The sequence below is a fragment of the Acetanaerobacterium elongatum genome, from assembly GCF_900103835.1.
Lineage (GTDB): Bacteria > Bacillota > Clostridia > Oscillospirales > Ruminococcaceae > Acetanaerobacterium > Acetanaerobacterium elongatum.
The window spans coordinates 50,775-76,342 of the sequence record NZ_FNID01000008.1; the positions used below are offsets into that span (position 1 = coordinate 50,775).

Consider the following 25,568-nt stretch of genomic DNA (forward strand, 5'->3'; position numbering starts at 1 on the left):
CTGGAAGATACCACGAAGGGACTTAATCATCCGGCGGTATCATCGGGATTAACGCCTGCGTTGGATTGCTGCATTTTAAGCAGGTCGGTAAGCGAGAGGTCTTCTTGAACGATGTTATAGTTATCTGAGACCGTCGTTTTGCCGTCTTTATCCTTATGGTCGGCGTTGAGTACGTATGGGTCGGTTACTGTGGGGGTTTTGCCCGTAAGCCAGTTAAGAAGTGCCGTTACTGCCTGGCTGTATTCACACTTGCCATCAAAGTTTACGTCGCCAATGCGCGTAAATATTTGCATATTGTGCGGTGAAGAAGGAACCCCGGTGACAGACACGGTAGCTGCGCCGTATTTGCCCGCCTTAAGCAAGCCGGCATCAAAGGTTACAACTTTTGAATCACTCACGGTGATATCCAACGGCCTTGGCCACGCATACTCAGGGAAAAACCTACCGCAAAGCGGTGTGGCTTGTGAGCTGAAAAGAGTTTTACACACTCTGCTGCTAAATTCAAACTGATCAACTTCGCCGATTGGATTACGCAGCACCGGCACATAGCTGATTGGGCCGGGGGCCATTACCCAGTTTGTGGTAAAGTTAAAGCCGGTAAACGACGTTTGCTGCGCCATCTGCTGGGCGGTAAGGCCCTTTGGCGCGCTGGTGAAGGTTCCGAGTACTACCCCGTCCCCCGCCGCGGTTTTATCGTAGTAGCAGTTGGAAAGCTTTTGAGTACCGCTGCACCACGCGGCGATAGCGCCCTTTCGGCTGCCGGATTCTGTGAAGCTCTTGTCGTAGTTAACGCTTGTATAGCAGTTTGTAAAGGAACACTGATTTCGGGCTTCGCGCGTGATTCCGCCCGCACATACGCCGATTGCACTGCCTAGGGTAGAAAAGGTTCCCGTTGCATAGCAATCGGTAATATTTGCTTTATCGGCAAACCCGGCAAGCCCGCCAAAGGAGGATTCTTTGCCGCCGTGTGCGTTAAGGTTAGCAAAGGAATTGGAAACGGTGGCATTTGTTGCACGGCCAATCAGCCCGCCGATTGTAATTTTTTTGGTTGACGTCATATGAATTGAACCGGAGAAGCTGCAGTGCTTTACCACAGTATTGTCCTTTGCATCGCCAATCAGCCCGCCTACACTCGGTTCGGTGGCATTGTCTTGTGAAAGTGTAAAGCCGTACTCGCCAGAAACAGCACAGTTTTGTATGGTGGAGTTCTGTGCACGCCCGGCAATGCCGCCAACATAGCATTCGCCGACAAAATAGCTGGGAGATGCTTCGATATCTGCGTCGTAAAGTATTATGTTTTCGATGGTGCCGCCGTTTACACAGCCGAAGAGCCCTGCGGGTTCAAACGAGAAAAGCGTGATAAGATTAAACCCATTAATTTTAAATCCGCCGCCGTTAAAGGAGCCCATGAAGGGGTTGGCTGCATCACCGATGGGGTGCCAGTAATCGGTGAGGGTGATGTCGTTTGTTTGGGTAAAGTTAAGCCCCTGTGAAGGTTTGCCCTTAAAGCAGTCGATGAGCTGGAGGCCCATGGGGGTGCTTACTTCGAAGGGCTTGGCTTCAGTACCATCACCTGAACCATAGTTGGTAACGGGAATGCGGAAGGTGCAAACGTAGGTGTCACCGTTGGTGTAAGCAACCTTGCCCTCAACCTTCAACTCGGTTTCAGGCGCTCCCGCTTTGTAGTTAAAGGTAACGGATTTGTTGGTTAAAGATGTATTGGTTACGGCAATGTCACCGGATTTTATCGTCCAGCTGTAAGAGGACACCAAAGAGGCCGGGGCAACGGCGGTTAATGTAATACTGCTGCCGGTGGAGTTTTTTAAATAACGAGACGACTGACTGAACTTTGCGTCTGTCTTAGAATTATCCAATCCGTTCTCGGTTAGGTAAGCACTCTCTATGGAAGACATGGTTGCGAAGGTCCAACAGGCGCCGTAATTCCCTTGATTCTTTACAGAGGTAACACGTCCCAGGGGCAACAGGGAGTATTTTGCAGCGAAGTTGCCGCCTGTAGAAATTTCGCCCATATCCGCAAGGGTTCTTCCGTTAAAGAAATCGTATGGTGCGGGGATTTCACCGAAGGCGCGCCCGGCTTCACCACTGCCGCCAACAGCGGGGGGTTCCCCGAGCTGCTTAAGAGCGCCCTTAAATGCGTCCCGTGGCTCCGGAATCACGGTGGAGAATTCCACGCTGCCGGTTACAGGCTCGTTGACCGCCGAAGCTCCGGGAGCAGTTTGCTCGGAGCCGCCCGGAACGGGAGGTTCGGATTGTCCCGGAACCGGTTGTGAATCCCCCACTGTCGGAGGATCTCCCGCGATATTCGAGCTGCCGATAGCCGGCGAAGAACCGGGCGTAACAACATCGGATTGACCGGCGACAGGGGAGCTGCCGGGCGTTGCCGGTTCTGTGCCGGAGCCTCCGACAACAGGCGGATTGCCGTTGTGCGAAGAACCGTCCATTCCTGCCCCGGCTACAAAAGCTTTTACACAGACATTCATAGGAACGTAACTTCCATTTGAGGTTAGCAAAGAAGTGGTGTCTCTCCATACCCCATTGACAAAAACGTAGCTCTGCCCAGCACCGATCGTCGCTTTGGAGTTGTATCCGCTCTCCTTTACCTCAAGCGGAATACCAACCACACCGGCAGTGGGGTTTTGTACGGCGATGATTACCTCAAAGTCTTTGCCGGCGGGGATGGTCACGTTCTGCAACAGATTAATGGTATGATAGCCCGGATAATAAGCCGTTCCCACTGCGCTGGGTGCAGGCAGTCCGGTAGTAGATGTAGGAATTGATAAGCCACCGCCGGAGGACAGGGGGTGTACATAGATACGGTAACTGTCGTTATAGCTATAGGTATAAAACGATACGGCGGCGATATCTTTTTGCGTAGTGGTGTTAAACTTGTTGGCATAGAAAACATAGTTTGGGGTTGTTACCCCATGTACATATACCGCGCCGTAGTCATCATAGCTGAACACGCCGGAATAGTTATTGGTGTTCTCCACCTTGGTAAAAAAGGTTGCCGAATCGCTGGAATACCTTACCTGATCGTTTGAATAGTAGCCCTCAACTGCCGATACTAAAAATCTGTCATAATAAGAAACATAATAGTACCCGCTTTGCCCGGCGCTTGTACCCCAGCTGTTTTTAATAATAAATGCACCCTTCCCCGGAGGGGTAACTTTAGCCGGACAGCCGGAGAAGTTGGAAGCAAGGTAATCATCGTCCCAGCCTACAATGGTAATGGCGTGCCCTCCGCCATAAGTTATGTTTGTAGCGGCGTTTTTGGGGAAATAATAGGTGCCCTTTGTCTGGTTTTCACATCGCCCATCCCACCAAAGAGAGGCATACGCCGCGCCGTGGTCCATAATAGCCTGCTTTACCGCATCATTGGCAAGCGGCTGATTATAAGGCTTTTTGGGGATGGAGATAATCTCCTGCACGCGCTTTGCTGTTTGCGCGCTGCTGTTTATTACAATATTACTATCGGATAACGTTCCGGCATAATCCGGGTAGGGATTGTCGGCTTCGTTTACAGGGTCGGCCCAGCGGGTTAAGAAGGAGGTGGCCATTTCAGCGTTGCCGCCGGAACCAAGCCCCAGATCGTAGCTAAAGGGCTGATCCGGGCGGGTACCCCCCGCAAACAGGTGCATCTCTGATAGGTCAATATAATCAGCCGCCCCCGTTGCGGGTTCGCTTGCGCCTTCAAGCTGCGGCTCTACCGTGATATACTGCCCCGGCAGGGCGCTGTCGCCCGGGGCGGCACTGTCGGCGCCCGTTCCCTCCGCCGCAAGGCTTGCGGGAAGCAGAGAAAGCGCCATAAGCACCGTAAGCACCAAGGAAACCAGCTTTTTGCATCTTTTCATTGTATTTTCCCCCTTATGTCACACGGGCGACGGAATGAACGCCCGCACTAAAAATCCTGTTTTCGGGTATATTGCCGCCGCCCCTGCCCTTTTGCAAGGGGCGGCGGTATTTGGGGCTCAGGTGATGGCGTTCTTTTTCACCTCGAAGTTTACGGTGGCCAGCGCGCCGCCGCCATCGGCCGCCTTGGCGGTTACCGTGGCGGTGCCGGTGCCCACAAACGTTACCTTGCCGGTATTGTCTACCGTAACCACCGAGGTTTTGCTAGACGACCACACCACATTGCGGTTGTCGGCGGGTGTGGTGCCGTCTTCAAGGAAGCAGTCGGCCGAAAGGCGCAGGGTGCTTTTGTTGGCAAGGCCGGTAATGGTGGAGTTGGTGACATTGTTTGCGCCGTTTTTAATCTTTACCGAGCGGGCAAGCTTCTGGCCGGTTACCGTAACGGGGATGGAAACAACGTGCTTGGCGGGGTCGTTGATCAGGGTGGCGGTAATGGTTACCTTGATTTCGCCGGGGATATACTTGGCAACGGTGATCTCGCCAAAAGAATCCACCTGCACCAGCGGGCTGCTGGAGGTGTAGGTGCAGCAATCCTCGGCGTAGCCGAGAGAGCCGCCCCACCCGCTCTTGCCGGTGGCGGGCAGCAGGCGCACATGCGGACGGGTGATGATATCGCTGCAGTCTTCCGCACAGATTTTGCTGTAAACAATGCCGCCCGCATTCGACGAATACAGCGAGCCCACAAGCGGGCCGGTAAGCGGCTGCAGATTGGTGCCGTCGGCATTTTTATACCACGGGTAGTATACGTTTACGGCGTAGCTTGCCGTCATGCCGCCGAGGGCGACGTTTAGCCTGTAGTTGCCCGCATTATACACCATAAGCGTAAAGCAGCCGGTTTTGGGATCAAGCGCAACGTCCAGGCTGTAAGCTGGCGTAGTGGTTGTGGTGTTGTTAAGACGCTCGATGGAGATAACCGCATCGGTGCCCGGGGCAACCTGGCCGTTTGTTAAGGTTTTTTGAAGATAGAACTGGTAGGAGTACAGGCGACAGAGGTTTAGAGTGCCTGAAAGCTTTTTGGTGGTGGGCGCGCCGTTTTGCGTCTCATACATCGTGATGGCTTTTGCCGACACCGAGGTTTTGGCCACCACCTGAATGGGGATATTCACGGTAATCTTGTTGCCCGCGGCGGCGGTTGTGCCGTAAGAATTGTCGGTATAGTCCAGCCCGTCACGAAAACGCTCGTATTGTATAGATGAGTCATATACATAAATCTTGTTTGTTTTTAAGTGGATGATTGCAGTAATACCGGATATATCACCCAACCCGGCTTTTACGGTCAACCTTCCGGTTTTTTGGTCGATTGTAACATCGCCCTTCGTTGGAACATTGACCAGTTCATATTCAGAGATGTAGTAGTCGCCTGCCGTGCCGGTATTCAGTTTATAAGGAATGGTATAGCTGCCGCCCGCAACGATGGTAACCGTTTCGGGGGTGCCGTCGGGCTTGCGGGGCACATCGTTGAGCACCCTTGGCCTGTTGTTTACACGGATGACCACCATATCCTTTACCGCGGAGCCGTCTTTCGCGGCGGCGGTAATCAATGCGGTGCCCTTGCCGCGCACGGTTACGGTGCCGTTTGCGTCTACGCTGGCCACACTGTTGTTGGAGGAGGCCCACGATACCATGGAGGAATCGGTGAGAGCAGTAACGGTATTATCCGTTCTGGTTACCTTGGCGCCAAGGTTGAACACCCGCTGGGCGGAGGGGTCGCCGATATCGGTGTAGATGGTCTTGTTGATTGCATTGTTGTTGTAATCTAAAAGCGAGCTGTAGTTTACCTTCTTTAAGAAGTCGGTGCCGCCGTCGCGCTGGCCGATCAGCAGCGAACTGGCCGAAACGCCGGGCGTAACCTTAAAGGTGATCGAGCCCTTGCGGGGGTTCGGCTCGCCCTTAATAGCCGCCGTTACGGTTACGTTCACGGGGCTTGTGATGGTATTGAGGTTGCGGGTGTATAGCTTGCCGTCAGCGGTTACCACCAGCAGGTTGGGGTTGGAGGAGGTAAACGTGAGGTATTTGGGGATATTGTTGCCGACGATAGCGAGCAGGTTTTTTTTGCTCTTATCCTGCAGGAATACCGAAAGTTCCTGCTCGCCGCCGCCGTAGCACACCGTAGAATCCAGCATTACAGAGCGAGTGGAATCGGCCGGTATGACGGAAAGGGCGGTGCCGTTTGTGTTGAACTGATAGATATTAAAGGTTTCGGCATAGGTGGAACCGGCCACCGAGATGAACACCTTGGCTGTGCCGGGCTTTTTGGGGGTTACCGTTAGAGAATAGCCCTTTTTGGTGGTTCCATAATTGTATTTTGGTTCGGGGGTAACGGTGCCAAAAGAAAGGAGCTCACCGTTGCTGGTGGCGATTTTTATATCGTTTATGTTTGTTGCATCAGTTCGGAAATAGAGGGTGGCGGTGCTGGGAACGGGGTTTTGCAGGGTATCCATTACATACAGGGTAGAGGCGGAAACGTTCGCCGCCCTTTCTACGGTGTTTTGATTCTGCACAAAAATCTTGCAGGAAGCGACAATTGCGGCGGAGGTGGCATAAATGGTTGCGGTGTCGCCTGCGGCGCACCCCTTCTTTACAGTAACCCTGCCGGTTTTGGCGTCTACTGTAACGTTAGGGTTGTCAGTGCACGTCCATGTTACCCCACAGTTTGCCGGAGTGGTAGTGGCCTTAAGGGTAAAGCTAACGTCTGAGGTGGGGTTAGGCTTCATGGTATAGATGTCCTGGCTGAGGGTAATGGCGGTGCAGGGCTGGTTGACAGTAAGCGCCAATGTCGCGGAGGGCGCCGTTTCTCCTGCAGCATAAGTTCCTGCAGCCTGCGCTGCGGTTATGTTAAAGGCAGTGGGACTGCTTTTGCCTGTAAGGGTGACAATTCCCTTGGCATTTACTGTGGCGATGCCGGTATTTGCGCTTGCAAAGGAAAGCCCCGCAAGCACCGCTTCGTATTCGGCGCCGCTAGAAAGGAAAACGTCGCCTGCAGCCAGAGCACAAAGGGTTTTAGCGTCTTCCGGTGCAAGGAAAACCTTTGTGCCGTCCCTGCGGGTTTCGACGATAATAAGATTATATAATTTGTCGATATCACTATTCAGGTCGACGGTTATGCTGCCGCTGCCGATGGCAACGGGCTGCTTACTCTGGTTAAAGATATCCACGGAGGATATAGTTTTCGGCAGGATTTTCGGCGTTACGGTGATGGTTTTGGTGGCTTTGCGGTTATAGGGGTCGTCTTTAATGGAGGCGGTGAGGGTTACATTCACGTTGCCGGAAAGGTTTGCCGCCTGTGCCGCGTTAACGGTTACCACGCCCGCATCGGAGATGCTTACAAGGTTGGGCATGGAGGAGGTGAAGTCGCAGATTGCCGCGGAAAGCTCCTTTTTGGTGCCGGGAGCAGGGCCGTAGGTGGAATACAGGGACAGATTGGTGGTGGTGTAACGGTCAAACAGCTTGTAATCCGTTGAACCGGAAGCCTTCTCAAGCGTCAGCTTTGCAGATTGCTGCGATTCTTCATTGTAAACCGTGATGGGAATGGAAAGAGTCTTGCCCATGTAGCTGGCAAAAATCGTTCTCCTGCCCGGCGTTGAACCTGCCGCGGTAAGGTCTATACCCATATTGGGAGCGGTGGCAGGATCAAATGTCATGGAGATGGACGCTTCGGTACCGATCGACCATTGAACATTTGCATAGTCGGTAAACGCTTTATTGTTTACCTTTACATTCACCGTATCACCGATCTTCAGCGTCGGTGAGCTGGCAACAAGACCGGTAAAGGCGGAAAGCTGTGAGTTAGTGGCGTCTACTACGGTAACAGTGAATTTTTCAGTAATCAGATCATCATCATATTTAAATACACCAGAGTCGTAATAGGTTTCCGGCAAGACAGCATAGACCATTATTTTGCTGCCGAAAGGAGCATTGGCATCGGCAGTGATAGTGCCGGTTTTATAATCAAACTTAAAGGGAACGGTTGATAAGTCGGTTATAAGCGCTTTGGTTGATGCATCTCGCAACTGCCAAACAAGGCCTTTCATAGCCTTGTTCGTTGCATCCGCGGGATAGGCTGAGCTGATTTTGAATTGAATCTTGCCGCTGCGGGTAATGTTGTTTTCGAGAGCATTTGCAGATAGTAAGCGCTCAACCTGCTTATGCGAAACCACCTTCACGCGGTCGAACACGTTGGAGCCGTCGGTGGCGGTGGCGGTGATGTAGCACTCGCCGTAGCCCTTTACCGAAACTACCCCGGTATCCGAAACCGCGGCGACGCTGCCGTTGCTGGTGGTAAACTTTACAAGACTTTTGTTGGCGGAGGAGATAACCATTTTGCCGCCCGGGAACTGGTCGCCCAAAACGCTGGTTTCAAGCTGCGCCTCTGCGGGCAGGGAGGTGGCGTTGAGCGTAAAAGCATAGCCGTCGCCGCCTGCATCCTTATGCGCAAGGGGGGAAACGGACATATTGGTGATGGAAACGCCCACATGGCGCTCGGTGGGGTAGATGGTATAGGTGGCGGTGGCCTTGTGCTTCTGCGGGTCGTCCTTCAACTCGGCGGTAACGGTTACCTTGGTGGGGGCGGTGACAAACCGCGCGCCATCGCATAGTGTTACCGTGGCCTGTGTTGTACTGGTGGCCGAAACCGTGAGCAGGGTGGAGTTGCTGCTGGAGAGAATGCAGTCGTTGGGGTTGACCGGCATGCTCGATTTGTTTGCGGCGTCGGAAAGCGAGAGGGAGAAGAGCGTTGACTTGTTGGAGGAGAAGTCAAGGCCGGAGGACTCCTGATTGATGGCCATTTTGGTGAGTGCGGTGTTGTAGTTTGTAACGTTAAAGGACATTGTGGCGGTAACATCGCCGCAGGAAACGAAGGCATCACAGATGCCATTGGATTTAAGAACCGATGTAAGTACCATGGTATAATCGTAGTAATAGGTTGTCTTGCCAAGAACGGTAACCGGGCGAGGGTCCTTATAGGAGACCGCGGAGTCAGTCAATATGCCCGTATTACGCGAGCCGCCGGTAACCTCAATGCCATTGTTTTTAAAGTCGGTTAAGGTAGGAGCTCCGCCGGACGTGATTGGCTGCTGAGTGTGAATGGCCCCGTATACGGTGACCGATTTAGAGGGATCGCTTAATAGATTGGTCTGATTATTTTCAGCCTTTATGGTAATGTCAAGCACCTTCACGGGGCTTTTAATAGTAAGTGCTGCATGCGCTCTTGTGAGACCATTCGTAAAAGTTGCGGCGGTTTCGGCAGTGATGGTGTAGTTTTTTGGGGCGGTAGCGGTGAACTTGACGGGGGCTGGAGAATCCTGCTGCCAGCTGTAGATATAATTGCCGTTGCCGTCGCCGGTACCGGCGATATCCTGGTTGTTTACCTTCACAAAGTTATCGTTTGCGCTGCCTTTCCACGTTACCTTCCAGACGAGCTTTTTGTCGCCGGCCGGAAGCCCTGCGGTGCCAACAGCGGGAACAAGGGTGGGGGTAACGGTGTAGGTTTCGCCTATGTAGGTGTTGCCGGTTAAGGCCAGATTCAAGCCGGTTACGCGCGGGTTAACGGTTACCTTGCCGGTAGCGGTATTGCCCGCTATGTCGGTGGCCGAGATGGTATAGGTGCCAGGCTCGGTAAGCTCAAACGCTACCTGGCTTCCGCTTGGGTCGGTATCGGTAACGTTATAAGCGGCGGGGCCTTTTAAAACGCTGAATTTCGCGATGTCGCCGTATTGGTTAATAATTTTAACTGACGCGAACGGGTCAACCGAAACAGCGGTGCTTGTAAGCGGCACTTCAATCGATTGGTTGGCAAGCACGTCGCTTTTTTTATCGGTTACCGTTATTTTAGGCGGGAGGGAATCAAAATCAACCTTATCAATATTGCTGCTGGGGTCATTAGTGGTAATGGCGCCGTCATCCCCCACATAATCAAACTCGCTGCTTACATTCATGGCAACCTGGCCGTATTCTCCGCTGCCGTTATACTTCAGCTGCGCGGTGGCAAGCAGGCCGTCGGCGGCAAGTAGCGCGGCTTCATTCAGTGCCTCGACCTTGTTGTTCCGGAACGCCGAGAAGACGGCAACCATATTTAATGTATGGTTTGCAGCGTCGCTGTTCTTTTCAAAAAGAGCATACGGGGTGGTGGCAGTGGTGAATTTTGAGACGGGGGTTCCGTAAAGCTCAAAGGTGGGGTACCATAACAATGAAATTTTGTAGGCACCGATGCCCTTTTCCACCGTTTTGCCGTTTACTGTGGTGGTTCCGTGCAGACGGTCGTCGTCTGTATAATTTATAATCTTGAACAGCAGGGTGACAATATCCCCCTGCTTTACATAAGTCTTTCCATTGGGGTAGTTTACCACAACCTGCAGCGCGGCGTTTTGCCCGCTGCCGGTGGCGGGTTCGTCGCCTATGGCGGAACCGCCCGGTACAAGCGGCAGGGTAAACAGAACCTCATTCTCGCCGCCCGTAGGCGCCTGAGCAATCGGTTCGTTGGGTATTACCGGCAGCTGCTGTGCAGTTTCGGATGCGCCCGCGGGATTTTCCTCTGCGGGGGAATTGCCGGTAACGGCGGGGGCGCTTGCCGCAGGCTCACTTGATTCCTGCGAAACGCTTGCCGTGGTTTCGGCATAAACAGGCAGTACAGTGTAAGAGACGAGCATTGCAAGTGTAACCAGCAGGCACAGCGCCCTTGTAAAGGATTTTTTCATGAACATTTGTCCCCCTCTTTTTTCTTCCGCGCCTTAAAACAAACACTTGAAGCCGCGAGTAAAATACTGCAGATACAAAGCAAAACCGAAACTAATAGCTATATTCGTAGAAGATTCTATAATTATTGATATTATACCATAATCATTAACCTTTTGTATATATAATTTGGGTAGAAACCTACTAATATAAACTAATAATGGATAATTATACAGAATAATGCGGCTGAATATTTGTAAAAACTAAAATAAAGGTATTGACAAAACCCCGACTGCGGCATAAAATGAAATAAATTCATAAACCACAAACCGATGAGTAAGAGTAGTAGGTACAGTGTTAGGGTTTTAAGAGAGCCGCAGGCGGTGGGATTGCGGCAGCACGGCTGTAGTGAATGGGCTTACGAGGGCAATCCGAGACGCGATGCGTTTAGGTGCGACGGGATTTCCGCCCGTTACAAAGGGAATGCATATGATGGTATGCAGAGCGAGTGCGTCCGGTTAGTACGGGCGAATTTGGGTGGTATCGCAGGAGAATAACTCTTGTCCCTGTTTTTGGGGATAAGGGTTTTTTTATTTCCCCCGAAAGGATGACGGATATGATCATTTTGAATAGGCGATGGCGGCGTTTGTATTGATACAGCCGGAAAATTTATCATAATTATTTAAGGAGAGATTGATTATTATGAAAAAAGCATTTAAAATAGGCTCTGTAGTGTTAAGCGTTCTTTTAACGGCGGCTATGTTTACCGCCTGCGCCTCTACCGCACCCGCCGCGTCGTCTTCTTCAGCGGCCTCTGAGGCTTCTGCCGCTTCCTCCGAAGCTGCTTCCCCGGCTCAGCCCGCCGCAGGCGAGAAGCTGAAGATCGGCGTGATTCAGTACGCTACCCATCCGTCGCTTGATAACTGCTACACCGGCTTTGTAAAGGGCTTAGAGGAAGCAGGCTTTAAGAACGGCGAGAATATAGAGATCGACTTCCAAAACGCCATGGCGCAGATGGAAACCTCCGATCAGATTGCCAAGACCATGGCCTCTAAGGGCTACAATTTGATTATGGGTATTGCTACCCCCTCGGCTGTTTCCGCATTCTCCGCCACCCGCGGCACCGACATTCCCGTTGTGTTCTGCGCGGTAAGCGACCCTGTTGCAGCCGGCCTTGTAAAGTCCACCGAGGCTCCCGGCGCCAACTGCACCGGTACCTCTGACGTGCTGAACCTGGACGCGCAGCTTAAGCTCATCCGTGCGCTGCAGCCCAACGCCAAGAAGGTAGGCATCCTTTACACCACCAGCGAGGCAAACTCCGTTTCTCAGCTGGCTGAGATTAAAAAGCTTGCCCCGACCTATAATTTTGAGATTGTTGAGCAGGGCGTTCAGAGCGCTTCGGATATCCCGCAATCGGCTGCCTCCCTTGCCGCGAAGGTAGACTGCATCAACAACTTTACCGATAACAACGTGGTGGAGAACCTTTCCGTTTTGCTGCAGCAGGCAAAGGCCAACAACATCCCCGTTTACGGCTCGGAGATTGAGCAGGTAAAGAACGGGTGCCTTGCCGCCGAGAGCATTGACTACGTGGCGCTGGGCAGCCAGACCGGCAAGATGGCCGCACGCATCCTGAAGGGTGAAAAGGCCGAGACCATCGCGGTTGAAAAGGTGAAGGACACCAAGCCGGTAGTGAACACCGCTGTACTGGACAGCTTTAAGATTACCCTGCCCGAGGCTTACAAGAGCGCGGAGCAGGTTACTACAACGGCAAAATAATCACAGCTTATTTCTAATAATTCGATACGGGTTACATGCATCATTCCGCAGGGGCAGGCAACTGTTGCTGCGGTTTGGTGTGTTAGGGCGGATATACTATGTAGGGGCGGGCATTCGGCAGGATTGTAGGGGCGAACTGTGTTCGCCCGTGGTCTCACCGAACGCTGTATGAATACCGCGGGCGATTGATAATCGCCCCTACAAGCGCCTGCGGTCTTAACAAGCGCCGCATAATACCGCGACAGGCCAATGGCCTCCCCTACAAGCGCCTGTGATCTCGCCGTATAATGGCCACGGAAAGACCGCGGACGGCCGATGGCCGCCCCTACGAATGCCCGGAGTCTAACCGAGCGCCGCATAATACCGCGGGAGGCCAATGGCCTCCCCTACAAGCGCCGCGCATGGAATCGCATAAAGGGGCGTCGAGGACGCCGCCCCTACAATTTACCGTTACCGTACCGTAGGGGCGGGGTTCCCGCCCGCGGTTCAAAATTTGCGTGATTTCGGAACGGCACAGGGGCCGCTTCCTACCAATAACGGGGAATGCAGGCAGGGGCGAAGCCCCTGCCGAATATCCCACTTAAGCGAAAATAGGCCTTATACCGATGCTGCCCGATGCGCGGGAGGGGGTTGGGGGTGGGTTTTCGCAAGGCCGGTAAGAATCTAGGCGGAACCGTCAAGACCGTTCCCTACAGGCGCGAAATTCAAGTTTCTCAGGGCAGACACACGGGTCTGCCCCTACATCATTATCTTGCTCCTGATTCTCCCCTCTCACTTCTGCAAGGAAAGGTCGTTTTGCCATGACTGAGCTGCTCAACATTCTGAAGGTCACGCTGGAGGAGGGCTTTATGTATGCCCTGCTTGCCCTCGGCGTGTACATTACCTACAGCATCCTGGACTTCCCCGATCTTTCGGTGGACGGCACCGTGCCGTTTGGCGCAGTGATTACCGGCGTGCTGATTACGATGGGGGTAAACCCCTGGCTGTGCGTGCTGATCTCGTTTTTGGCGGGGGCACTGGCGGGCAGCGTTACGGGGCTTTTGCATGTAAAGCTTAAGATACGCCCGCTTTTATGCGGCATTCTGGTGATGACGGCGCTTTTATCCATCAACCTTGTTATTCTGATGGCGGGCACCGGCGGCAAGACGATTGTATCGTTCTTTAACCTGCCCACCATCTTCAGCGACCTGCCCGCGAGCCTGATTCCCCAGAAGATTCTGGGCTTTCAGCTGACGGCGCTCTTTGTTACTCTGCTGCTGGCGCTCATCAGCAAGCTGGGGCTGGATGCCTACCTTTCCACCAAGTCGGGCCTGCTGCTTCGGGCCACCGGCAGCAACCAGCAGTATGTTACCATGCTGGCGCGCGACCCCGGACGCATGAAGGTGCTCGGCCTTGCCATCGGCAACGGCTTTGCGGGGCTTGCAGGCTCGGTAATTGCACAGCAGAAGGGCTCGGCAGACCTTTCGATGGGCCCGGGCATGGTGGTAATAGGCTTGGCCTCGGTAATCATCGGGTTAAGCTTGTTTAAAAAGGTGCGCTTTTTAAAGGCGACCACCAAGGTGCTGTTCGGTGCGCTGCTCTACAAGGCCTGCCTTTCGGCGGCGCTGGCGCTGGGGCTGCCCACGCAGTACCTTAAGCTGTTGATGGCGGTTATCTTCACCATCGCACTGGTTAGCAGCAACATTTTAAAGAAGGGCGCACGCAGAGCGGCCCTCACGGAAGGGAGTATCGCAGATGCTTGAGTTTGAAAAAATCGTGAAGCTCTTTAACGCCGGTACCCCCGACGAGGTGGCGCTGTTTGACGGCTTTGATTTTAGGGTGGAAAAGGGCGAGTTTGTGTCGATTATCGGCTCCAACGGCTCGGGCAAGACTACGCTTTTAAACCTTGCCTGCGGCTCGCTGCCGATAGACGGCGGCAGCATACGCTTTAACGGCAGGGATATTACCCGGGAAAGTGAGCACAGGCGCGCTCAGTTCATCGGGCGCGTGTTTCAAGACCCGCAGAAGGGCTCGTGCGGCGACCTTACCATTTTAGAGAACATGGCGCTTGCCGACAACAAAAAGGGCGTGTATGCCCTGGGGCGCGCCATTAACCGCAGGCGTATCGATTACTACCGCAGCCTGCTGGAGCCCTGCGGCATGGGGCTGGAGAACCGCTTAAACGTGCCGGCTTCTACCCTTTCGGGCGGGCAGCGTCAGGCGCTTGCGCTGGTGATTGCGGGCATGACCGATATCGAGCTGCTGATCTTAGACGAGCACACCGCGGCGCTCGACCCCAAGTCGTCTGAAACGGTGATGGAGCTTACCGACAAGCTGGTGAAGGAGAAGAAGGTTACCACGCTGATGGTGACGCATAATCTGCGCTTTGCCTTAAACTACGGCACCCGCCTGGTGATGATGCACGAGGGCCACTGTGTGATGGATGTAAGCGGCACCGCGAAGCAGGCGACCTCGATTGACGCGGTGCTCAAGGTGTTTAATGAGATTAGCATTGAGTGCGGGAACTAGGCAAGCTTAAAAAACGGCATCGCGTATGAACTGCGCGGTGCTTTTTTGATTTTTCGACAAGAAATGCCACAATTTCCCGCTTTACTGTTGAAAAGCGTCAGCGTTAGTGCTAATATTATACTGGTATATCTTTATGATGTGGGGGAACAGCCCAAAACATATCCTCTATAAGTATCAGCAGCCCCCGGCCGGCAGGAACTCGTTTGTGAAAGGTAATTGCATTATTGAGCATTACAGAGGTGACTTTAAGTGATTACCATATTATGCTGTGACGATAACGCAGAGCAGCTGAAGCTGTTAGAGGCCGAGCTTTCTGCACTGGATATAGGAGAGCCGATAAATCCGTACTATTTTACAACCGGAGAGGAACTGCTGGATTACGCGGCACACCACGGAAACGCCGTGGATATGGTTATCTGCGATATCCTTTTAGACGAAAAAAACGGCATTAAGCTTGCGGGCTTAATCAAGCAGCAGTTTCCGCACATACAGGTAATCTTCATGTCGTCGTTTGACCAGCTGATTGAGGATACCTACCATGTGGACCATATCTCGTTTTTAAAGAAGCCGGTTCGGCGGGAGCGGCTGATGTTATCGATAAAAAAGGCCGCGGCTGCGGCGAAGGCCAAGCGAGGGCTATTTATAACGGTGCGCTGCAAGGGGGCAGTAAAGAAGCTGGATATCTCGAAAATTCTGTATGTGGAGGCTCACCTGCGGGAGGTAAGGATTGTAACCGAGGTGGAGAGTGTGGTTGCGAACAACCGTTTTTCGGAGGTAAGCGCCATGCTGGATAACCGGTTTATCAACTGCCACAAAAGCTATCTGGTAAATATCGATAAGGTAAGCCAGATTTACCGCCTGCAGTTTATTTTAAAGAATGATATGGTTATTCCCATCGCCATGGCACGCTATGATGAGGTGCGCAAGCAGTACATGACCTACCTTGGAGCGGAGCTGTAGGCCTTAAAAACTGAACAAACAGTTATTATCGGATAAATGCGCAGCGTTGGAGGGAAACCCATTGAATGCGGACGAGGTTGCCTGGATTGTTGCCCTTGCCGTGCTGTCGGGAGTTCTGCGTGTATGCCTCTATAACCGCGTCTTTATCCCACGCTTCGGGCGGCTGAACTACCTTGCGGGCTGCCTGATTGCGGTGGGCTTTGCCCTGTTGCGCCTTTACACCAATGCGTCCGGTGCTGCCAGCATGGCTTTAAGCCTTTGCGTAATGGCAGCGATATTTGCCATTTACCAAAGTAAGCCTGCGGTATTTGTTATTGTTCATTTCGGTTTAATAATGTTTCAGCTGCTGGTTTTCAGCTTATTAACCATAAGCCCGTGGCATAGCAGGTATATCAATCATCTGTGGCTGCTGCGCATTTTGCTCGTGGCTGAAATTATACCGATAGCCTGCTGCATAGCGGCAGGACCAAGACTTCTTTCCTACATAAAAGGGATAGACGAAGCGGCGGCGAAAATAGCATTGGTGTTGCCGCTGTTTTCGCTGTTTCTGTTTTCGGGGGCATACTTGATGGGAATAATCGACCTTCTTAACGATCAGCAGAAGGGCTACGGCATACTGATAGCGCTTTCCATAGCGGGGATACTGCAGATTATTGCGATTGTGCTGTTTTACCAAAACCGGCTGCGCAGGCAGCGTATTGCGTTCATGCAACAGCAGCTTGCCCTGCAGCAGGCACATTATCGCAGCCTGTATAGCTGCCTTAACGATCTGGGGAGTATCCGCATGAAGTCCTGCGAGCTGATTGCGCAGCTATCCCGGCAGCTTGATGAGGGCAGCTATGACGAGGCATTGGCGGTTGTTGAAGAAATCTCGAGTGGAATTGAACTGTCCGGAAGCATGCAGGTGTGCCGAAACAAAATGATCAATGCGCTGCTTTCGCACAAGTTTGGCGAGGCAAAACGGCAGGGCATTACCTGTGAGTTTGAGGTGACGCTCAACGAGAGCACCGGTGTGGATGATATCAGCCTGTGCAGCATCTTCGGAAATATTATGGATAACGCGATTCGGGCCTGTGGCATGCTGAAAGCCGGAGAGCCGAAAGTTATCACGCTTAAATGTGCGGAGATTGCCGGGATGTTGATTATCAAGCAGGAGAACCCGCTGCCCGAGGGGTTTACCTTAACTGGCAGCGCCCCCGAGACCACCAAGCCGGATAAGCAAAAGCACGGCATCGGCACCAAGATACTTTCCCGTGTTGCCGCGCGGTATGACGGGACGGTAGATTTTAGCGTAAAAGACAACCGGTTCTGCGTGACGGTGATGCTGATTCCGAAGCGGGATTGAAAAGAAGTGCCCTGCCCGGGGGGCATTGTTATGAGTATGATTCTGCGCGCTTGAAAGAAGCCAACCGCTGAAAAACTTGATGGACGGAGGCAGGTTTTTTATTCTCTGTTTTTGTGGGGGTATCACTAATCTGCTTTTTTGTGCAAAAAATGTGTGAAATACGCCCTTTTTGGATAGGCGGCAGTTGACATTACCGGTAACTTGGCTGTAATATAGAATATACGGTCGACAACCGGGAATATAACCTTTTTTGACACAACACAAATACCGTTTTATTAAACTTAGGCATATCCTATCGCTGAACTGTAGCATAGTCGATTATGAAAAGAGGTATTGTGATGAAGCTAGTGCCAAATGATTGTATGCGTTGCCGCTGTAACAGTTGCGTATTTCTTGAAGTATGCCCTGACATACCGGAGGCGGATGTGAAAACAAAAAGATCGCCTTGTTCGGATTGCAAACAGGGTGAAAGATATAAGCCGACTGAAAAGGCGCCCTGCCCCAATTATAAGCGGGCGGAATGACGCTTGATGCAAACCCTATCTTTGTAGCCGGTACATAGTAAGGTGCAGGCTTAAACGATGAAGGAGCTTGTGGGCGGGCTGCGGCTTGAGGACGGAAGCGGCACGCCGAAAACGGAGGGCTCCCTCGTCTATGAAGACGAGCTTCACCAGTGCCCGGCAGCTTACGCATTGATAACCGGAGCGATGAAATCAGGAGCAGGTACCGGCCGTTATGGTTGGTACCTGCTCGTTTTTAACCCGTTTCTATCAGCAGCTGCCGGCCGCAGATACTTTTATGCCTGCCCTTGCTGCGGGGACGGCTGATTCTTAATCTTTTGGCTGACGCATATAATTTCTAAGGTGATAATTATGCGTTGGTTGACGGTTATAGCTTTAGAGATTGCGGGTTTTGTGTTTGTAGTTATTACAGGAACGCTGCTGCATTTTGCGTATCGGTGGCTGGGCGAAAGCCCTGTGGCGGGTGCGTTTTGCCCGGTGAACGAAAGCGTGTGGGAACACCTGAAGCTGCTGTTTTTCCCCATGCTTTTCTATTCCGTGGCGGAGTACCTTTCATTCGGAAGGCATGTTGAAAGCTTTATCGGAGCCAAGACGGTAGGCATCCTTGTGGGGATGATTACGATTGTTGCGGTGTTCTACACCTACAGCGGCATTGCGGGAACACACTACCTGTGGGCGGATATACTGACCTTTATTATCGGGGTGGCTGCGGCGTATTTCATCAGCTTTATAATCCTGAAGAAGGGGTATGTGATACCTGACTGTGTGGGCGTGGCGTTGATTGCGGCTGCCGCCTGCTTTGTGGTGTTTACCTTTTTTCCGCCGCCGCTTGCGCTGTTTCGCGACCCCATAACAGGGGGATACGGGAGGGTTTTATAAGGTAAAGGCGGGCAAATTGTCTTGACATCACGGCGCAAACGTGCTAATTTATAAATGAGCAGGTGATTACTTATGCAGTACAAAAAAGAGGAACTGATGGCGGTGATTTTGCAAAACGCCGAGCGGGAGTTCATGCACAAGGGGTATCAGAATGCGTCGCTGCGGGTGATTGCGAAGAACTCCGGCACCACCATCGGGAACCTGTACCACTACTTTGAGAACAAAGAGGCGCTGTTTGAAACACTGGTGAAACCGGAGTATGACGCGTTTATCTATTTGATTCAAAACCATTCGGGCGAGATGATTCCAGAGGAGATTGTACAGAGCCGTGATGTGCGGGTGTGGAGGGCCTTTTTGCGGGAGTGGATGCAGTCGGTTGCACTGGTGTTCACCAACCGGTTTTATATCCTGCTGCAAAAGAGCGAGGGCAGCCGGTTTGCGAAAACGAGAGCGGAGTTTATGAAGGTGCTGACGGAGCATTTTATCGAGCATCTTAAAGAGACCGATATCCCGATTGCCCCCGAGATGGGCGCGGTAATTGCCGAGCAGCTTTTGAGCGGGGTGCTGTATGTAATTGCGCATTACGACGACCCCGAAACGCAGCTGACCTTAATCTGCGACACCTTTTTGTTTGTGGTGGCAGGGGTAATCAGGCTGCTGGAATAGTTTTGGAAACCGACCTTTGTGTTCATTAAAAAATGAGCGGCTGCTCATTTAATAAACATTATGAAATGAGTTGACAGTGATGCTGACGGCAGAAAACCTTGAATACACCTATGCGGGCAGCAAGGCGCCCGCACTGAAGAAGATCAGCTTTGCCATTGAAAAGGGGGAGATCTTTGGGTTTTTAGGCCCGAGCGGTTCGGGCAAAACCACCACGCAGCGCACCATCATCGGGCTGCTGCGCGGCTACAAGGGCAGCGTGCGGGTGTTCGGGCGCGAACGCAGCGAGTATGGGCGCGAGTTCTTTGAGCGTATCGGGGTGGCGTTTGACTTCCCCAACCTCTATAACAAGCTGACGGCGGCCGAGAACCTGAAGCTGCTGGGGGGCTACTACCAAAACACCGCGAAGGACACCGACGCGCTGCTGGAGCGGGTGGGCCTGCTTTCTGACCGCGACAAGCGGGTGGAGGGCTTTTCGAAGGGGATGAAGATGCGGTTAAACTTTGTGCGCAGTATTATGCACAACCCCGACTTTCTGTTCTTTGACGAGCCGACCTCGGGCTTAGACCCGGTGAACGCGCGCATCATCAAGGATATTATCCTGCAGCTGAAAAACGAGGGCAAGACGGTATTCTTAACCACCCACAACATGACGGTGGCCGAGGAGCTGTGCGACCGGGTAGCCTTTCTCTGCGACGGGCAGATTACGCTGTGTGATACCCCTGCCAACCTGAAGGTGAACTTCGGCAGGCGCATGGTGAAGGTGGCCTACCGCGACGGCGACGGCGTTGTGTGCGAGGAGTTCTCGCTCGATACGCTGGGCAGGGAAAAGCGGCTGTATGAGCTTTTGCAAACCAGAGAGATTCAAACCATCCACAGCGAGGACGCCTCTCTTGAGGAGATTTTCATCAAGGTGACGGGGAGGATGCTGGAATGAGGCTTAAAAACGCGCTGAGGAGCGATATTCAATTCCAGTTCAGGCAGGGCCTTTACCTGTTGTATATTCTGGTGACGGCGGTGTATATCATCGTGCTGCAGAAGCTGCCCGGCGGGGAGGTGCGGCAGTACCTTGCGGCGCTGACCATCTATACCGACCCGGCGATTGTGGGGTTCTTTTTCATCGGAGGCATCGTGATGCTGGAAAAGCAACAGGGGGTGTTGGATTGCCTGGCCGTTACCCCGCTTTCGCCTGCGGAGTACCTGTTTTCCAAGGCTATCTCGTTTGGGATGCTCTCGCTGTTTGCAACCGTGGTGATTGTATTTGCGGCGGTTGGGGCAGAGGGCAACCTTTTGCTGCTGCTTATCTCGGTGGGGGTAAGCTCGGTGTGCTTTACCTTCTTCGGGTTTTTGGCGGCGGGGAGCTGCCGCACGGTAAACCAGTATTTTGTGCGCGCGGTGCCGATGATGCTTGCAGCCATTCTTCCCTGCTTTTCGATTATCGGGTTTCCGTTTTCGTGGCTGTTCCGTGCGCTGCCGAGCGTTGCGGGGCTGCACCTTGCCATAGGGGCCTTCAGGGGAATCGACCCGCTGAACGCGCTGGCGGATATGCTGGTGCTGGCGGCTTGGACGGTGCTGCTGTTTTTTGCGGCATTAAGGGTTTACGATAAAGGTGTGTTGGGAGGGCAGGGCGAATGAACGGTCATGCTTTAGTAAGCGATTGCAAAAAGCTGTTGCGCGAGCCGCTGATGCTGTTGTTTATGGCGGTGCCCTTTCTGGCGATTGCCGCGGTAAAGGCGCTTGCTGTATTCGGCTTTCCGCTGCTGCTGCGCTGCACGGGGTTTGACATTACGCCTTACCTCGGGTACATCGAGGGGTTTATGGTGCTGCTTTCGCCCGGTATGCTGGGCGCGGTGACCGCGTTTATGATGATTGACGAGCGGGACGACGGCATCTATACCCTGATGAGCGTAACCCCGCTGGGCTTTCGGGGGTATATTGCAAACCGCCTGATAATGCCGTTTGTGCTGAGCATGGCATACACGCTGGTTTCGCATTTGCTATTAAACCTGGTAACGGTTCATCCCCTGAGCCTGACGGTGGTGCTGGCGGTATCGGGTATGCAGGGGATATCCACCGCGCTGATACTGTTTACCATCGCAGACGACAAGGTGAAAGGGCTGACCCTTGCGAAGCTGCTGGATTCCTTAATGATCACCAGTGCGGGTGATCTGCTGGGTATTCCGTGGGTGAGCGTTGTTTGCGGCGCGCTGCCGTTTTACTGGACTACCAAGCTGATGCTTGCGCCGCCCGCCGCAGGTGTTATAATAGTATCGTTGGGTGTAAACGCCATTTGGGTGCTGATTGCGCTGGTGCTTGCGGAGAAAAGGCGCTAAAAACGCGAATGCTTAAGGGACGGGGTACTGATGACAAAGCAGATGAAGCAGTATATCGAACAGACCGAGGCGGTTTTAAACGGCGACGGCGAGGCGGTGGACTGGGAGGAACAGATAAAGCACCACCTGGTAATGACGGGCTTTTTTCAGCACGAGCGCCTTGTGCACCTGCTGATTACCGTGCTGTTTTCGCTGCTGGGCGCGGGGTTTGTGCTCTATGCCGCGGCGTCGGGCAATATCCTAGCCTGCGCGCTGGCGGGGATTACGCTGGTGCTGCTGGTATTTTATATCCGCCACTATTTCTTTTTGGAAAACCGCGTGCAGCAGCTTTACAGGCTGTACGAGCGGATGCGGGAGCGGGCGAGGGGAAAAGACCGCAGATCAGACCGCTCATTTTTAAGATGAGGACTGCTTAAAAGAGATTCTGTATATAGCCAGCGGAGTTAGCAGCTTAAACTGACATTTTGAGAGATAGCAGGATGGACATTATGAGAAAAAGACTTATTATTCTAGTGGCTGTGACGTTATTTTTGTGCTCATGCAGAGCCGGTGGTGTAACTGAAAAGTCAGGGCAGATATCTGTAGTACCAGCTTCGTCGGTATCGGCGGCTGAATCGGGGCCCTCGTCTTCTGACGAATCGCTGTCTGTGGAATCCGCGCCCGCGGTTCAGACAAATACTATCCAGCAGTTTGTTGACAGTAAACTGCTGAATAAGCGGATGGCGATTAACGTTTACCTGCCGAAAGGGTATACGGATAAAGAAAAACATCCGGTGCTTTATCTTCTTCATGGTGAAGGAGCTACCAGCGATGATGAGATGTTTTCGCTGCTGGGAATAGACGACGCGGCGGAAAGGCTGATTGATGCGGGAAAGATAAAACCGCTGATCATCGCATCTGTGCAGATTGACCGAAGCTATGGCGTAGATTCAGCGGAGAAGCCGGGCGTAGTAAAGATAGGCGGCGAAGACATGAATATAGGGCCGTATGAAAGCTATGTAACCAAGGAGGCTGTGCCGTTCATCGATGCGAATTACAGCACGGTTTTGTCCAAGGAAGGCCGGTATATTGCGGGGATATCCATGGCGGGCTTTGCGGCTTTGCACATTGGCTTTAGAAACACGGAGCTGTTTGGCAAGGTGGGCGGACACAGCCCGTCTGTTGAAGCAAAGCTGATCCCCTACAGCCTTCTGTTCCCAACCGTTGAGGACATTGAAGCGGGAGACCCCAATAAACTGGCACAGACGAAGGATTTATCGGGGTTGAAGATTTGGCTGGACTGCGGTGACAAGGACCCTTATTGCCAAAGCGGTACTAAAACATTGCAGAAGCTTTTAACAGATAAGGGTTGGGCTGTGGAATACTGCGTTGGCAGTGGGGAGCATAATAACGACTACTGGCAGTCTAACCTTGACAAGTATCTGGCTTTTTATAATTCATAAGGGCAGCCGATTGGGTGTAACCTGTACTTCTGTGATAACATAACGAGTAAAAACCTCCGTATGGGGTTTTTGCTCGTTTTTTGCTGCCTTCAATTTATCTAAAGCTTCTGGCAGCCCTCGCAGTAGTAGACGCTGCCGCCGAGGTAGGCCTCTTTTTTGATGCCTGAGCCGCATTTGAGGCAGGGCATAGCCGCGGTGTTTTTGCTTAAGACGCAGGCGTACCCGCCCGGGTTGCCGAACAGGTCGTGCTCGATGTCGCGCCCACCTGCCTGCGCCATGGCGGCTAAAGTGCCCTTTAAAGAGCGGTACATACCTGCAAGCTCTGATTCGGAGAGCGTACCCATCTTGCGCTTGGGGTGGATGCCCGCGTTCCACAGGATATCCTGCAGCACGCCGTTGCCAAGACCGGGGATGCGCTGCTCGGTGGCTAAGAACGCCTTGGCCGAAAGCTTGGCAAAATTCTTGCATTCGCACAGGGAGGCAAAGTATGCCTCGTTAAACGCATCGGTGAGCGGGGAGGGCTTCTCCTTCGCCACAAGGTAGTAGGGGTTCTGGTTCTCGCCGTCTATAAACGCGCTGATGCCGCCGTACATCTGCACAACACCCACCAGCGCGGAGCCGTCTTCAAACTGCAGGTGCAGCTGGTGCCTTGGGGGGAGCTTTTGGTCGGGGGTAAGGTAACGCAGGCTGACGCCGTCCTGCAAAAGCAGCCGTGCGTCGCCCATCAGCAGCTCGACATTTCCGGCTACGGCATGGGCACCGTCTACCCGTCTGCCCGCAAGCAGGGTGTTATAAGCGGCAGGGTCGCCGAAATACCAGGTGAGCTTGTGCGGCGAGGTGTTCGCGGCGGCGGATGCTATTACCTTTCCGGTAAGCGTTTGGGAAAGCTGGCTGGCCATGACGGCAGCTTCGGGGAGTTCGAGCATAGGGGTCGGCCTCCTTAATTGTTATAATTCGCCAATCGGTATAACCTAAGTATAGCATAGCACAGTAAATATGACAGCCCCCGTCAGATTTATGCCGTTGGGCAAAAAGTTGACGAGTGGAAAAATGATGATATTATTGAATTGGTATACAATACAACTTGAATATCGAGTAAAAACAAGGAGCGCACCGCATGGGTACGCTCCTTACAATTATAATAGATTATTTATTCTCGTCCTTGTGCTCGGGATTGGTCGTGTTCTGCACAGGCGGTACAAAGCCCTGCGGCGCCTGCGGGTAAAGGGGGTAGCGGGGTGCTGCTGCCTGCTTGGCGCGGCTCTTTTTGATGCCGCGGCGGATGAGGAAGATAACCAGCACAACGAAAGCCGCGAAGATTAGAATGTAGGGAAGGTCTACCACAAACCATACAAGGAAGTCGCCTGCGCCGTCGCGGATATCAAGCCAGGTCTCCTGCAGGCCGATGGTGATGCGTTCGCCAATGCCCTGCTTCTCGCTCTGTTGCGGGGTGAAGCGCTTTACCTCGTTGATATTGACGGTAACGGTGCTAAAGTCTACAAGGCTGTCGTAGCGGCGAAGCTCGCTTGAGTAGTTATCGAGCTGGTAGCGCACCTCGGAGAGGCGGGATTCCAGCGCAACCACGCTATCTAGGCTTTCGGCCTTCTCCAGCAGGGCCATCAGGCGTTCATACTCCACCTGCAGCGCCTTTTTGCGCGCCTCGGTGTCGGCGTATGTAAGGGTGATGTCCTGGCTGTTTTCGTCCTTCTGGGTAACGTTGCCCAGGGTGCCGACCAGTGCGGTGAACTCGCCCAGCTTATCGGTGGGGATTCTTACGGTGATATAGCCGTTGCGCCCGGGGGCGTTGGGCTCGTCAAGCTTCTGGTTGATGCCAAGGCCGCTTACCGACGAGGACTCTACAAAGCCGCCGAACTTCTGGGTGTTCTGCTGCAGCGAGGAGATGAGCTTATCAAACTCCTGCGTTTCTATTATCATGTTGACGGTTTTGATAATCTTGCGGTTTAAGGAGCTGCCCGCGGTGGCCTGGGCCTCTTTTTCAAGGGAGGCTTCATCCTTGGGGGCCGCAATGCCGCCTTTTTCCGCTCCGGCAGCCTGAGCGGTTGCGGTTGCTTCGGGCGATTGGGGTACAGCCATATCAGCGGCGCCGTTTATTTCCTTGCCATCGTGGGAGGGGGCCACCGCAGCGGTTGAAGCGGCAGAGGTTTCGGAACTGCTTCTTGCGGCGCATCCGGCCGCCATGAGCAGGCAGATGGCGATTGCTAAGGTAATGCATAGAACGTTTAACAGCTTGCCGATATGCTTCATGACAAATCACTTTCCTTCCTGATTTTAAACGGTAGTGTGTTTAAGCTTTGCCGGTATCTTCAATTTTTGCGTTTGTGTAACGGATCGGTTGTTTTCCGAAACAGCCTTTTAAGACGCTGTACAGTGTTTCCGTTTAGATAGTGGCGAAAAAGGGGTGGTTTACTGCACGCCGGAAAAAAAGTACCCAAGAAAACGGTGGTAAAAACTTGGGTTGCCGTATTGCTCGGTATCCTGTATAATTACGGTTGGCCTGTGCCATATTAATAAGTATAGCATA

At 52.9% G+C, this 25,568-nt stretch carries 17 protein-coding genes; 13 read left to right on the plus strand and 4 right to left on the minus strand.

What is annotated here, in order from left to right; genetic code table 11:
- Positions 1 to 26: 26 nt before the first annotated feature.
- Positions 27 to 3,872, minus strand: coding sequence for a lectin like domain-containing protein (locus tag BLR50_RS14245; protein ID WP_143008038.1), 3,846 nt, complete (start codon positions 3,870 to 3,872; stop codon positions 27 to 29).
- A gap of 117 nt (positions 3,873 to 3,989) precedes the next feature.
- Complete coding sequence (locus tag BLR50_RS14670; protein WP_092638767.1) at positions 3,990 to 10,622, minus strand: Ig-like domain-containing protein; 6,633 nt, start codon at positions 10,620 to 10,622, stop codon at positions 3,990 to 3,992.
- Between the two features lie 679 nt (positions 10,623 to 11,301).
- Between BLR50_RS14670 and BLR50_RS03880 the strand changes: the two genes are divergently transcribed.
- The 13 genes from BLR50_RS03880 (at position 11,302) to BLR50_RS03940 (ending at position 23,026) form a co-directional block, all read left to right on the plus strand.
- A complete protein-coding gene (locus BLR50_RS03880) occupies positions 11,302 to 12,375 on the plus strand; it encodes an ABC transporter substrate-binding protein (protein ID WP_092638769.1) in 1,074 nt (357 codons plus the stop codon).
- Between the two features lie 800 nt (positions 12,376 to 13,175).
- A complete protein-coding gene (locus BLR50_RS03885; protein ID WP_092638771.1) occupies positions 13,176 to 14,117 on the plus strand; it encodes an ABC transporter permease in 942 nt (313 codons plus the stop codon).
- Entirely contained in the window at positions 14,110 to 14,883 is a 774-nt protein-coding gene (locus BLR50_RS03890) for an ABC transporter ATP-binding protein (protein ID WP_092638773.1), read from the plus strand. The genes BLR50_RS03885 and BLR50_RS03890 overlap by 8 nt, the downstream gene beginning before the upstream one ends.
- Before the next feature lie 249 nt (positions 14,884 to 15,132).
- Positions 15,133 to 15,843 carry a LytR/AlgR family response regulator transcription factor gene (locus BLR50_RS03895; protein ID WP_092638775.1) on the plus strand — a complete coding sequence of 237 codons (711 nt, stop codon included), beginning with the start codon at positions 15,133 to 15,135 and terminating at the stop codon, positions 15,841 to 15,843.
- Positions 15,844 to 15,904: 61 nt separating this feature from the next.
- The gene (locus BLR50_RS03900) at positions 15,905 to 17,188 is read left to right on the plus strand and encodes an ATP-binding protein (protein WP_092638777.1); all 1,284 of its coding nucleotides are present in this window, start codon (positions 15,905 to 15,907) and stop codon (positions 17,186 to 17,188) included.
- 581 nt (positions 17,189 to 17,769) lie between these two features.
- A complete protein-coding gene (locus BLR50_RS03905; RefSeq protein WP_092638779.1) occupies positions 17,770 to 18,015 on the plus strand; it encodes a hypothetical protein in 246 nt (81 codons plus the stop codon).
- Between the two features lie 45 nt (positions 18,016 to 18,060).
- Positions 18,061 to 18,588, plus strand: coding sequence for a DUF6512 family protein (locus BLR50_RS03910; RefSeq protein ID WP_092638781.1), 528 nt, complete (start codon positions 18,061 to 18,063; stop codon positions 18,586 to 18,588).
- 72 nt (positions 18,589 to 18,660) lie between these two features.
- Positions 18,661 to 19,254: a TetR/AcrR family transcriptional regulator gene (locus tag BLR50_RS03915; RefSeq protein WP_092638783.1), complete on the plus strand. Its 594-nt coding sequence runs from the start codon at positions 18,661 to 18,663 to the stop codon at positions 19,252 to 19,254.
- 79 nt (positions 19,255 to 19,333) lie between these two features.
- Positions 19,334 to 20,188: an ABC transporter ATP-binding protein gene (locus BLR50_RS03920; RefSeq protein WP_092638785.1), complete on the plus strand. Its 855-nt coding sequence runs from the start codon at positions 19,334 to 19,336 to the stop codon at positions 20,186 to 20,188.
- Positions 20,185 to 20,886, plus strand: a complete 702-nt coding sequence (locus BLR50_RS03925) for an ABC transporter permease (protein WP_092638787.1) — start codon at positions 20,185 to 20,187, stop codon at positions 20,884 to 20,886. Before BLR50_RS03920 ends, BLR50_RS03925 begins: the two co-directional genes overlap by 4 nt.
- Positions 20,883 to 21,584, plus strand: coding sequence for a hypothetical protein (locus tag BLR50_RS03930; RefSeq protein WP_092638789.1), 702 nt, complete (start codon positions 20,883 to 20,885; stop codon positions 21,582 to 21,584). Before BLR50_RS03925 ends, BLR50_RS03930 begins: the two co-directional genes overlap by 4 nt.
- 30 nt (positions 21,585 to 21,614) lie before the next feature.
- A complete protein-coding gene (locus tag BLR50_RS03935) occupies positions 21,615 to 21,989 on the plus strand; it encodes a hypothetical protein (protein ID WP_092638791.1) in 375 nt (124 codons plus the stop codon).
- Between the two features lie 83 nt (positions 21,990 to 22,072).
- Positions 22,073 to 23,026, plus strand: a complete 954-nt coding sequence (locus tag BLR50_RS03940) for an alpha/beta hydrolase (RefSeq protein WP_162840311.1) — start codon at positions 22,073 to 22,075, stop codon at positions 23,024 to 23,026.
- A gap of 98 nt (positions 23,027 to 23,124) precedes the next feature.
- Here BLR50_RS03940 and BLR50_RS03945 read toward each other — a convergent pair whose 3' ends face one another.
- Both BLR50_RS03945 and BLR50_RS03950 read right to left on the minus strand, forming a co-directional pair.
- Entirely contained in the window at positions 23,125 to 23,952 is an 828-nt protein-coding gene (locus BLR50_RS03945) for a DNA-formamidopyrimidine glycosylase family protein (RefSeq protein WP_092638795.1), read from the minus strand.
- A gap of 220 nt (positions 23,953 to 24,172) precedes the next feature.
- Entirely contained in the window at positions 24,173 to 25,291 is a 1,119-nt protein-coding gene (locus BLR50_RS03950) for a DUF4349 domain-containing protein (RefSeq protein WP_092638797.1), read from the minus strand.
- Between the last annotated feature and the right edge of the window lie 277 nt (positions 25,292 to 25,568).